This window comes from Bradyrhizobium canariense (genome assembly GCF_018130465.1).
GTDB classification, from domain to species: Bacteria; Pseudomonadota; Alphaproteobacteria; order Rhizobiales; family Xanthobacteraceae; genus Bradyrhizobium; species Bradyrhizobium canariense_C.
The window spans coordinates 521894-533999 of record NZ_JAFCKJ010000003.1; the positions used below are offsets into that span (position 1 = coordinate 521894).

The following is a 12106-nucleotide window of genomic DNA, read 5'->3' on the forward strand; positions in this document are numbered from 1 at the left end:
GCAATCCCACTTGGATCCTCCCTTACGAGCACGCCCTACCCTGCCCTTGCCGCGCGCCGCAGCGCTTGCGGCGGCTGGCCGAAGGCGCGGATGAAGGCGCGCCGCATCCGCTCGGGATCGCCGAAGCCGGTCGCTTCCGCAACGAGCTCGATCGCCTCGCGCGAAGACTGCACGCGTTCGCGCGCGACCTCGATCCTTAAGCGCTCGATCGCCTTCGACGGCGTCGTACCGGTCTCGGCGGCAAAGGCGCGGGCAAAATGCCGCGCGCTCATGCCGGCGCGGTCGGCGAGATCTTCGACCGTCAACCGGCTGTCGAGATTCTCACGCGCCCAGGACAGCAGCGCGCCGAACCGGCCATTCGGCGCCTTCAATTCCAGCAGCGATGAGAACTGCGACTGGCCGCCGCTGCGGCGATGATACAGCACAAGCTGACGCGCAACCTGCTGCGCGATCTCCTCGCCATGGTCCTCGGTGACCATCGCGAGCGCGAGGTCGATGCCTGCGGTGATGCCTGCCGACGTCCACACATGACCGTCGTGCGTGAAAATCTGGTCCGGCTCGAACTTCACCTTGGGATAGCGCGCGACGAAATCGCGCGTCCGGCCCCAATGCGTGGTGGCGCGGCGGCCGTCGAGCAGGCCCGCTTCGGCCAGCACATAGGCGCCCGAGCAGACACTCGCGACCCGCACGCCGCGCTTGGCCGATCGCTGCACGAAGGCGCGCGTGATCTCGCAGCGCGCGGCGTCCGTGACGCCTGCGCCGCCCGCGATGACCAGCGTCGTGATCGCATTCGCCGACTTGAGATCGCGCGCCATCATCTCCACGCCGGAGGAGCTCCGCACAGGCCCTGGGTTCAGCGCCAGCACCCGGATCCCGGTCGTCGTCTTGCCCATGCAGCGTGCCGCGATCTCGAACACCGAGATCGGGCCTGCCGCATCGAGCAACTGGAAATCCGGGAAGATCAGGATGCCGATCATTGGTCAAGTCCGAAAGTGAGGGAAATATGCCATTTTGGACAGAAGGGCATCATGCCAATTTGCCGGCGTCAAGCTCATAGTTGGAGGCCTTCATGTCGTCACCGCTCCAGATCGGACTTTTGGTGTTTCCGCGCGTCACCCAGCTCGATTTTACCGGACCCTTGCAGGTGTTCTCCTCCGTGCCCGGCGCAAAACTGCACCTGATCTGGAAACGGATCGAGCCGGTGCCGAGCGATTCCGTGCTGACGCTGATGCCGACCACGACATTCGCCAATTGCCCGCAACTCGACGTGATCTGCGTGCCCGGCGGCGGCGGCACCAACGATCTGCTCAATGACGAGGAGGTGCTCGGTTTCCTGCGTCGGCAAGCCGAAGGCGCCAAATACGTCACTTCGGTCTGCACGGGATCGCTGGCGCTCGGCGCCGCCGGCCTCCTGAAGGGCTACCGCGCCGCCACGCATTGGAGCGCGATGGAGATGCTGGGCCAGTTCGGCGCGACGCCGACCAAGACGCGCGTCTGCGTCGACCGCAATCGCATCACCGGCGGCGGCGTCACCGCAGGAATCGATTTCGCGCTGACCTTGGTGTCGATCATGGTCGATCGCACCACCGCCGAGGCGATCCAGCTTCAGCTCGAATACAATCCGGCCCCGCCGTTCAATGCGGGCTCGCCCGATACCGCGCCCGCGGAGGTGCTCGCGTTGCTGAAAGAGCGTGGCGCCCAAAACCAGGCCCGCCGCCTGGAAGCGGTGAAGCGCGCAGCCGAGCGGATGATGTAGTTCGCTTCGGTGAATCTCGTGCCCCGGACGCAGCGCAGCGCTTCTTCAGCGGTGCGCTGCAGAGCCGGGGCCCAGTAGCTCGAGCAAGTGGCTGGGTCCCGGCTCTGCGTGCGTCATTTCATGCCGCGCCGCGTCCGGGACACGAGAAAGTCACGCAGTCCTCCACCAAAGAAAAAGGCCGCCCGGTTTCCCGAGCGGCCTTTCCTGTCTTACGGCGACCGCACATTTCATCGGGCGATTTCGGAGCTTCCGGACCGGGGGCCTATCTCCCGATCGAGTCCTGGTCGGCGGCCGCTGCATTTCGGGACAGTCGCGAACTGTTGCCCGAACCGAACGCGATGGTCTCCCATCTCCGTAAGATGGGACCATTGAGCCGCATCGCTCGCATGGTTGCAACGAGCGCGCAGGAATCATCCCCGCTGTTCCCGTTGTCCACAGCAGGGTCAGGCGGATGCGGGTGCATCCAATACGCTCCGACCTCATCCTGAGGAGACCGCGAAGCGGTCGTCTCGAAGGATGGCTGCGGCGGGAGCCGGGCCTTCATGGTTCGAGATGCGCGTTCCGCGCTCCTCACCATGAGGGTCCTGCAATCGGAAGCCTAGCTAGGCGTCCAGGGCTGATAGTCGCCGGTCGCCTTCGGCCGCTTGCCGCTGGCGAGCGTCGAACCCGAGGGACGGTAGGCGTTGGCCGTGCCGGTGAGATTCGGCTGGTGCGGCTTTTCCCACTCGCGCGGCTGGTAATTCTCCTGCGTCGGGGGCACGTCGACGGTGTGATGCATCCAGCCGTGCCAGGACGGCGGGATACGGCTGGCCTCGGCATAGCCGTTATAGACCACCCAGCGCCGCTCGAAGCCGAGCGCCGGGTCGATCACCCCGCCGCGGGTGCGATAATAAAGATTGCCCTGCTCGTCCTGGCCGACCAGCTCGCCATAGCGCTTGGTCCAGAGTTGGGTGCCAAAAGTCTGGCCATTCCACCAGGTGAAGAACTTGAGGAAGAATTGTTTCATGCGGCAAGGGCCCTGCTTCGTCGGGTCGTGATGCCATCCGGACGGCGAAATGTCCAGTTCGGCGGGTGCGGCGGTGTCCCGCTGCAGATGCGGCCTGACGGCAGAGACGCTGCCGCAAATCGGACGCGATCCGTTCATGCCGGATACAGCGTCTCCATGAAAGCTTGTCCTCGCACGCAAACCGCCGTGATCCCAGGAACTCCAGCCCCTTCATGGGGTTTGCTTCCGGGAAAAGGAGTTTTGATCATGAAAAGTCTGAAAGTCTTGAGCGCCGCAGCAGTCGTGGCGCTGGTTCTTCCGCTGGCGACGCCGAGTTTCGCGCAACAAGGTCGTGGCGGACATGGTGGTGGTGGTGGCGGCGGCGCTCACTTCGGTGGCGGCGGCGGTGGGGCTCATTTCGGCGGCGGCGGCGGCGCCCGCATGGGCGGCGGCAACTTCGGCGGCGCGCGGATGGGCGGCGGCGGTGGTAACTTCGCGGCGGGTGCAGCTGTGCGTCCCAGCGGCGGAGCTGCCTTCAGCGGCGGCGGCCGCAGTGTCGCAGCCGCAGGGCAAAACTGGAATGGCGGCGGCGGCGGCCGCTGGCATGGCGGCGGGCGCCATCACGGCGGCGGATTCTGGCCCGGTGTCGCGGCGGGTGCTGCGATCGGCGGCCTCGGCTCGTACGCCTATTACGGCGGCGGCGGCTATTACAACGACCCTTACTACTATGGCGACAGCTACTATGATGAGCCGTCGGTCGCAGTGGTGCCCGATGATGGCGGCGACTCCGCAGGCTATTGCGCGCAGCGCTACAAATCCTATGACCCGGGCTCGGGCACCTATCTCGGTTATGACGGCCAGCGTCACCCCTGCCCGTAGGCACACCGACAACGCTTGAAGAAGAAGGCGTCGCAGCGATGCGGCGCCTTTTTCGCATTTGTGCGCCTCACCTGTTTCGCTCGCCTCGTGTTCGTTATCAGCGACGCCATGGAGAACCCGATGCGAGCGGACCTTTATTCACCGCACCGTGCATATCTACCCTGATCCAATCCCAAATTGACCCGACGCGCGATTCACCTGTATCAACTTGGCTATGGGGACTTCGATGACTGGGAAGGGTCATGCCGCGTATTCTCGTGGTTGATGACGATCCGATGGTCGGCGCGACCATCGAGGTCCTCCTCCAACGTCAGGGCTTCGACGTCACGCTGACTGACGGCGGAGAAACGGGTTTGGCTGCGCTCGAAGCTCAGAATTTCGACGTGATGCTGGTTGACATCTTCATGCCGCACATGCGCGGCTTCGAGTCCATCCGCATCTTTCACGAGCGCGCGCCGGCGGTTCCGCTGATCGCGATGTCCGGCTACGCCTTCGCGTCCTCCGCCTCGCCCTCCCCCGATTTCCTCCGCATGGCGCTGGAGCTCGGCGCGGCGCGCTGCCTGCGCAAGCCGTTCACGCCGGACGCGCTGCTGACCACGATCCGGGAATGCCTCACGGGCGAGAGTGCACAGCCGAAGGACAAGAAAGAAGTCCCTTGATCCCAACGCAGCGCGTCATTCTCGGTGCTGGACTTGCCATCCTCCTGATCATCACCGCAGCCTCGATCGGCCTCGACGTCAAGTCACGGTCCGATGCGGCCTGGGTCAATCATACCGTCCAGGTGCAGAAGAAGATCTCCGACCTGCGCGTGCTGATGCGTCGCGCCGAGAGCGCCGCACGCGGCTACGAGATCTATCGCAGCCCGAGCTTCAGCGAAGAGTTCGAGGCGGTGCACGCCCAGATCGCACCGGCACTCGCCGACCTCAAGCGCAGCGTGCGCGACAATCCCGAGCATGTCGCGCTGCTCGAGGGCACCGAGCCGCTGGCGCTGCGCCGGATCGAGATCGCCGCAGAAGTGATGCGCCTGCGCGCCGGAAACGACCAGGCCGGCATTGCCGCGCTCCAGGGCAAGGGCGAGGGCCGTGGCCTCATGGACACGGTGATGGGCAATCTCGATCATTTGAGCGCAGAGGAAGAACGATTGCTCGCGGCGCGCTCCCAGGACTCGCGCCGCACCGGCATCGTGCTGCTCGGCATCGACGTTGCCGGCGCGCTGGTGATCCTGCTGCTGGTCGTGATGATGATGCGCGAGAGCCAGCGCACCCAGGGCGCGCTCAAGAGCACGCTATTGGAGACCACGGCCGCCAATCAGCAGCTCGAGGCCGCGGTGGCCGAGCGCACCGAGCATCTGGTCACCGCGCATGACGAGCTGCGCCTGTCGGTCAACGTGCTCCAGAGCACCTTTCACAGCATGGCGGAGGCGGTGCTGGTCATCGATGCCGAGGGCAATGTCCTTCTGTCCAATCCGGCCGCGGAGCGCATGCTGCTGCACCGGACCGGCATGAACCTCGGCAATCTGCGCGAGCTGTCCACCGTGCTTCACGGCGATGGCGTCACCCCGCTCAAGCCCGACGAGCTGCCGTCGGCACGCGTGCTGCGCGGCGAGCTGTTCGAGAATATGGAGATGATCGTCCGCCCGCACAGCGGCAATCCTCCCCGCCATCTCATGATCAGCGGCCGGCCGATGCTGGACGGGCAAGGCGACGTCTCCGGCGCGGTGCTGGTCTATCACGACGCGACCACGTCACGGGAGACCGAGCGGCAGTTGTACCAGTCGCAGAAGCTGGATGCCATCGGCAAGCTCACCGGCGGCGTCGCGCACGACTTCAACAACATGCTGACCGTGATCTCCGGCAATACCGAGACGCTGGTGGCAAGCCTGAATCAGCAGCCCGAACTCCAGCGCGTGGCGCGCCTGATCGACGATGCCGCCGAACGCTGTGCCGAGCTGATCCAGCATCTGCTCGCCTTCGCGCGCAGGCAGCCGCTCCAGCCGCGCAACGTCGAGATCAATGCCGCGGTCGCGGACATCGCGAAACTGCTGCGCCCCACCCTCGGCGAGCAGATCGAGATCGAGACCGTGCTGGAACAGGGGCAGATGACCTCGCACATCGATCCGTCCCGCCTCACCAATGCCCTGCTCAACATGGCAATCAACGCCCGCGACGCCATGCCGAACGGCGGCAAGCTGCTGTTCGAGGCCCACCGGGTCGTGCTCGACCAGGCCTATGCGCAAAACAATCCCGACGTGCGGCCCGGCCCTTACGTGATGCTCGCCGTCAGCGACACCGGCACCGGCATGCCGGCCGAGGTGCAGCAGCAGGCGTTCGAGCCGTTCTTCACCACCAAGGAGGTCGGCAAGGGAAGTGGCCTCGGCCTCTCCATGGTCTACGGCTTCGTCAAGCAGTCCGGCGGCCACATCAAGATCTACAGCGAGGCAGGCCACGGCACCACGATCAAGCTCTATCTGCCGCCGGGCGAAGGCATGGCCGAGCCGACCACCTCCGCCGCGCCGCAGGCCGAGGGCGGCGCCGAGACCATTTTCGTGGTCGAGGATGATCCGCTGGTGCGCAACTTCGTCACCACGCAGCTCCAGAGCCTCGGCTACAAGACGGTGGCCGCGTCCGACAGCAAGGCGGCGCTGGAGTTGATCGAGACCGGCCAGCCGTTCGATCTGCTGTTCACCGACGTCGTCATCCCCGGCGGCATGAGCGGGCGCGAGCTCGCCGACAAGGTGGCGACGATCCGCCCCGGCCTGAAGGTGCTCTACACCTCCGGCTATACCGACAACGCCATCGTCCACCACGGCAAGCTCGACGACGGCGTGATGCTGCTGACAAAACCCTACCGCCGCAACCAGCTCGCCGCGATGATCAGGAAGGCGCTGGGCGGCGGGGTGGTCGCGGGCTGAGATTGTAGGATGGGTAGAGCGCAGCGAAACCCATCAATGAGTTTCCTGGCGACGATGATGGGTTGCGCTCTACCCATCCTACAGACTGGACCGCGATCAACGATTAGCGCGTCGCCAGCACCACCGCTGCCAGCGTGAAGATCAGCGCCGCGATCTGCCCCGCCCCCAGCGGCTCGCCCAGCGCGATCGCCGACGCGACGACGCCGATCACCGGCACCGCCATGGTGCCGATCGCGGCGACCGAGGCCGGCAGGCGCGCCAGTGCTGCGAACCAGCTGACATAGGCGATGCAGAACTGCACCACGGTCGAATAGACCAGGAGCCACCATCCGACCGGCGTCACCAGCTCCAGATGCGTGGTCTCGATGACGAGGCCGATGATCGAGATCGGCAGGCAGCCGATCCCGATCTGCCAGGCCGCGGCCGTGATCGGCGGCAGACGGATGGGGTACTTCTTCGAAAACACCGTGCCGACGGCGAAGCCGATCGCGCCGCACAGCACCATGATGATGCCCGGCAATTTGTCCGCGGTGGCGGCAAAGCCGTTGCCGCCCATGATCGAGGCCAGGCCGGCAAAGGCCATCACCAGCGCGATGGTGCGCAACAATGTCGGCCGCTCGCCGAGCACCGGCCAGGCGATCAGCGAAGCCCAGACCGGCATGGTGTAGGCGATCAGCGCCGCTTCGCTCGCCGGCAGCCAGAGCAGCGCCAGGCCCATCAGCACCATCCAGCCGGTGACGTTGAGCATCGCGGCGGTCACGAGGCGCGGCCAGATCGCGGGCTCGACCTTGAGGCTCTCCCGGCGGATCAGCGCCAGCGCCGCCAGCAGCACCGCGCCCAACACGCCGGTCACCCCGCGCAAGGTCAGCGGCGGCAGCTCGGACAGCAGGAATTTCGTCACCGGCCAGTTGAAGCCCCAGCCCACCGAGGTGATGGCGAGGAACATCAGGCCGGCCGGGGCGATGCGCGGTCGCGCATCCCGGCGGGTCGAATCAAGCATGTGGGCAATCCGGCAAAATCGGGCTCAGCTTGGCGCGGATTCGCTCCTCCCACCACCACCCCGCCGGGCATGCCTGCCCTCACCTTCCGTAGCCCTACGTGAGTCCCGCTGAGGCAACCCCGGTCTTCAAAAATATACCTGCCCTGTGAACAGCGGGGTGAAGCCTGCCCGGCACCACAAGATGCAAATTTTTTCGGTTGGGAATCCCTGAGGACTCACTGATACTTGGCTCAACAACAGGCGCGGGCTTGCCCCCTGTTATCCCCCACAATCCACCATATTTAGTATTTGATTCAGGAACTCGCACTAGTTCTTGACGGGCGTAACGGAGAGTCCTAGTTTTCGATCCGTTCGGCGCGAGTGTGTTTGCGTCCCGCCGGCACTCCCCCAAAGGGTCTGCAAAACAGCACTCCGCCACGCCAGACAAAGGCAGCGGGATAAGGGCTTGTCTGCCCGTGCGAGCGGACTTTTCGGGCGCCGGAACGGGCTGGCAACAGGCTCGGATGGCAATGGTTGAAGACGTGACGTTGTGGGGCGTTGAACGCATGTCGGGCTCATCCCTTTGGGGCGGATGGGTCTGGGCATGCCGGCGGATGATCGGTGCACGCATCGAAGAATCGCGTCGGGAGAAAATGGGCCGGGTCCACCGGCTGAACTGCGCTGCGAAGGGGCCAGACGGCCCTCAAGCACCGCGAAATGAAATATCGACCGGGCGCCTGAACGGAGGCGGTCCGGTCAAAGATTAGGACGGGGCAAGACCATGCGGATTGAGCGGCGCCACACCACTTCGGGACAGTCACCTTACGCCGGGATCGATTTCCGGCTGACCACGTCGGAGATCAGGAATCCCGACGGCTCGGTCGTGTTCAAGCTTGAGAACGTCGAGGTGCCGACCGAGTGGTCGCAGGTCGCCTCCGACGTCCTCGCCCAGAAGTACTTCCGCAAGGCCGGCGTCGCAGCGCGCCTGAAGAAGGTCGAGGAAGAATCCGTCCCCTCCTTCCTGTGGCGCTCCGTGCCCGACACCGAGGCGCTCGCCCTCCTGCCCGAGAAAGAGCGCTTCGTCAGCGAGCTCTCGGCAAAGCAGGTGTTCGACCGCCTCGCCGGCTGCTGGACCTATTGGGGCTGGAAGGGTAACTACTTCTCCTCCGACGAGGACGCCCAGACCTTCTACGACGAGCTCCGCTACATGCTGACCATGCAGATGGTCGCGCCGAACTCGCCGCAATGGTTCAACACCGGTCTGCACTGGGCCTATGGCATCGACGGCCCCGGCCAGGGCCATTATTACGTCGACCCCTTCACCGGCAAGCTGACCCGCTCGAAATCCTCCTACGAGCACCCGCAGCCGCACGCCTGCTTCATCCAGGGCGTCGGTGACGACCTCGTCAACGAGGGCGGCATCATGGACCTCTGGGTCCGCGAAGCCCGCCTATTCAAATACGGCTCCGGCACCGGCTCCAACTTCTCGCGCCTGCGCGGCGAAGGCGAACGCCTGTCCGGCGGCGGCCGCTCGTCCGGCCTGATGAGCTTCCTCAAGATCGGCGACCGCGCGGCGGGCGCGATCAAGTCGGGCGGCACCACGCGCCGCGCGGCCAAGATGGTCGTGGTCGACGTCGATCACCCCGACATCGAGACCTATATCGACTGGAAGGTGAAGGAGGAGCAGAAGGTCGCGGCTCTCGTCACCGGATCCAAGATCAACCAGAAGCACCTCAAGGCCGTACTCAAGGCCTGCGTCAACTGCGAAGGCTCGGGCGACGATTGTTTTGACCCGGAGAAGAACCCGGCGCTCCGCCGGGAAATCAAGCTCGCGCGCCGCAGCCTGGTGCCTGACAATTACATCAAGCGCGTCATCCAGTTCGCCAAGCAAGGCTACAAGGACATCCAGTTCGACGTCTACGACACCGACTGGGATTCGGAAGCCTATCTCACGGTGTCCGGCCAGAACTCCAACAACTCGGTCTCGCTCAAGGACGACTTCCTGCGCGCGGTCGAGACGGACGGCGACTGGAATCTCGTGGGACGCACGACGAAGAAGATCACCAAGACGCTGAAGGCGCGCGACCTCTGGGAAAAAATCGGTTACGCCGCCTGGGCGTCGGCCGACCCCGGCCTGCACTTCAACACCACCATGAACGACTGGCACACCTGCAAGGCGTCCGGCGACATCCGCGCCTCCAATCCGTGCTCGGAATACATGTTCCTGGACGACACGGCGTGCAACCTCGCCTCCGCCAACCTGCTGACGTTCTACGACATCCCCTCCAAGCGCTTCGACGTCGAAGGCTACGAGCACCTCTGCCGGCTCTGGACCATCGTGCTCGAAATCTCGGTGATGATGGCGCAGTTCCCGTCGAAGTCGATCGCCGAGCTCTCCTACGAGTTCCGTACGCTCGGCCTCGGCTACGCCAATATCGGCGGCCTCTTGATGACCATGGGCCTGTCCTATGACAGCAAGGAAGGCCGCGCGATCGCCGGCGCGCTGACCGCGATCATGACCGGCATCACCTACAAGACCTCGGCCGAGATGGCTTCCGAGCTTGGCACCTTCCCCGGCTACAAGAAGAACGCCGCGCACATGCTGCGCGTGATCCGCAACCACCGCCGCGCCGCCCATGGCCAGTCCAACGGCTACGAGGCGCTGAGCGTCAACCCGGTGCCGATGGATCTGGTGTCCTGCCCGCAGGCCGACCTCGTCACCCATGCGCAAGCGGCCTGGGATGCGGCGCTCGAGCTCGGCGAGAAGCACGGCTATCGCAACGCCCAGACCACGGTGATCGCGCCGACCGGCACGATCGGCCTCGTCATGGATTGCGACACGACGGGCATCGAGCCCGATTTCGCGCTGGTGAAATTCAAGAAGCTCGCCGGCGGCGGCTACTTCAAGATCATCAACCGCGCGGTCCCCGCAGCACTTCGCGCGCTCGGCTATCGCGAGAGCGAAATCGCGGAGATCGAAGCCTACGCCGTCGGCCACGGCTCGCTCTCCAACGCGCCCGGCATCAACGCCTCGACGCTGAAGGCCAAGGGCTTCACCGACGAGGCCATCGCCAAGGTCGAGAAGGCGCTGCCGACCGCCTTCGACATCAAGTTCGCCTTCAACAAATGGACCTTTGGCGAAGACTTCATCCGCGACCAGCTCGGCATCGGCGCCGAGGCGATCGCAGCTCCCGGCTTCGACCTGCTCCAGGCCGTGGGCTTCACCAAGCGCGAGATCGAGGCGGCCAACGTCCACATCTGCGGCGCGATGACGGTGGAAGGTGCCCCGCACCTCAAGGCCGAGCACTATCCGGTGTTCGACTGCGCCAATCCCTGCGGCAAGGTCGGCAAGCGCTATCTGTCGGTCGAGAGCCACATCCGCATGATGTCGGCGGCGCAGCCCTTCATCTCGGGTGCGATCTCCAAGACCATCAACATGCCGAACGACGCCACTGTGGAGGACTGCAAGTCCGCCTACATGCTGTCGTGGAAGCTCGCGCTGAAGGCCAACGCGCTCTATCGCGACGGCTCCAAGCTCAGCCAGCCGCTCAACTCGCAGCTCATCAGCGACGATGAGGACGAGGACGATGCGGTCGAGTCGCTCTACGACAAGCCGATGGCGGCACGCACCGCCCAGGTCTCGGAAAAGATCGTCGAGAAGCTGGTCGAGCGCATCATCGTGATGCGCGAGCGCGAGAAGATGCCGGATCGCCGCAAGGGCTACACCCAGAAGGCGGTCGTCGGCGGCCACAAGGTGTATCTGCGCACCGGCGAGTATGACGACGGCCGCATCGGCGAGATCTTCATCGACATGCACAAGGAAGGCGCCGCACTCCGCTCCTTCATCAACAACTTCGCCATCGCGGTGTCGCTGGGTCTCCAGTACGGCGTGCCGCTCGACGAATATGTCGATGCCTTCACCTTCACCCGCTTCGAGCCGGCGGGCCCCGTGCAGGGCAACGACAGCATCAAGTACGCGACCTCGATCCTCGACTATGTCTTCCGCGAACTGGCGGTGAGCTATCTGTCCCGCTTCGACCTCGCCCATGTCGATCCCAGCGAGACCGGGTTCGACGTGCTCGGCAAGGGCGTCGAGGAAGGCAAGGAGCCTGATGATCACGGCCACCGCGCCTCCAAGCTGGTGTCGCGCGGCCTTACCCGCTCCCGCACCGACAACCTCGTGGTGATGCGCGGCGGTTCGGCCGCGGTCGCCTCGGGCAACGACAGCGCGCCGGCCGGCGGCAGCAAGGTCACCTCGCTCGCCTCCCACGGCGCAGGCCGTGCCGGCGACGTCCTGGAAGGCGCGGTCGCGCTGAAGCAGGAAGTGGCCCACGACCTCTCGCCCACCGAGAAGTTAGAGGCCCTGCAGTGGAGCAAGTCCGGCACCGCGCAGACCCTGGTGCCCTCCAAGGCCGAACGCCGCGCGGAAGCGAAAGCAAAAGGCTACGAAGGCGAGATGTGCTCGGAGTGCGGCAACTTCACGCTGGTGCGGAACGGGACCTGCATGAAGTGCGATACTTGCGGCAGCACGACGGGGTGTTCGTGAGGGGGTAACGCGTCAACAATCGTTAGGTCCGGGTGTGGCTCGGGCATCCA

At 65.1% G+C, this 12106-nt stretch carries 8 protein-coding genes; 5 read left to right on the forward strand and 3 right to left on the reverse strand.

Annotated features, from left to right (window positions below; genetic code table 11):
- Positions 1–35 precede the first annotated feature (35 nt).
- Positions 36–977, reverse strand: a complete 942-nt coding sequence (locus JQ591_RS11250) for a GlxA family transcriptional regulator (RefSeq protein WP_211396053.1) — start codon at positions 975–977, stop codon at positions 36–38.
- Between the two features lie 92 nt (positions 978–1069).
- On the opposite strand from JQ591_RS11250, the gene JQ591_RS11255 reads away from it, so the two are divergent.
- The gene (locus JQ591_RS11255) at positions 1070–1756 is read left to right on the forward strand and encodes a DJ-1/PfpI family protein (protein ID WP_211396054.1); all 687 of its coding nucleotides are present in this window, start codon (positions 1070–1072) and stop codon (positions 1754–1756) included.
- Positions 1757–2354: 598 nt separating this feature from the next.
- Here the strand turns inward: JQ591_RS11255 and JQ591_RS11260 are convergent.
- Positions 2355–2762: an NADH:ubiquinone oxidoreductase subunit NDUFA12 gene (locus tag JQ591_RS11260; RefSeq protein ID WP_211396055.1), complete on the reverse strand. Its 408-nt coding sequence runs from the start codon at positions 2760–2762 to the stop codon at positions 2355–2357.
- Positions 2763–3008: 246 nt separating this feature from the next.
- Between JQ591_RS11260 and JQ591_RS11265 the strand changes: the two genes are divergently transcribed.
- The 3 genes from JQ591_RS11265 to JQ591_RS11275 all read left to right on the forward strand — a co-directional run bounded on the left by JQ591_RS11265 (position 3009) and on the right by JQ591_RS11275 (position 6531).
- The gene (locus JQ591_RS11265) at positions 3009–3620 is read left to right on the forward strand and encodes a BA14K family protein (RefSeq protein ID WP_211396056.1); all 612 of its coding nucleotides are present in this window, start codon (positions 3009–3011) and stop codon (positions 3618–3620) included.
- A gap of 242 nt (positions 3621–3862) precedes the next feature.
- A complete protein-coding gene (locus tag JQ591_RS11270; protein ID WP_211396057.1) occupies positions 3863–4279 on the forward strand; it encodes a response regulator in 417 nt (138 codons plus the stop codon).
- On the forward strand, positions 4276–6531 hold the full coding sequence (locus JQ591_RS11275) for a CHASE3 domain-containing protein (RefSeq protein WP_211396058.1): 2256 nt from the start codon (positions 4276–4278) through the stop codon (positions 6529–6531). The genes JQ591_RS11270 and JQ591_RS11275 overlap by 4 nt, the downstream gene beginning before the upstream one ends.
- A 103-nt stretch (positions 6532–6634) precedes the next feature.
- Here JQ591_RS11275 and JQ591_RS11280 read toward each other — a convergent pair whose 3' ends face one another.
- Positions 6635–7531 (reverse strand): DMT family transporter, encoded by an 897-nt coding sequence (locus JQ591_RS11280; RefSeq protein ID WP_211396059.1) that lies wholly within the window; start codon positions 7529–7531, stop codon positions 6635–6637.
- A 760-nt stretch (positions 7532–8291) separates the two neighbouring features.
- Between JQ591_RS11280 and JQ591_RS11285 the strand changes: the two genes are divergently transcribed.
- On the forward strand, positions 8292–12056 hold the full coding sequence (locus JQ591_RS11285) for a vitamin B12-dependent ribonucleotide reductase (RefSeq protein ID WP_211396060.1): 3765 nt from the start codon (positions 8292–8294) through the stop codon (positions 12054–12056).
- The last annotated feature ends 50 nt before the right edge of the window (positions 12057–12106 follow it).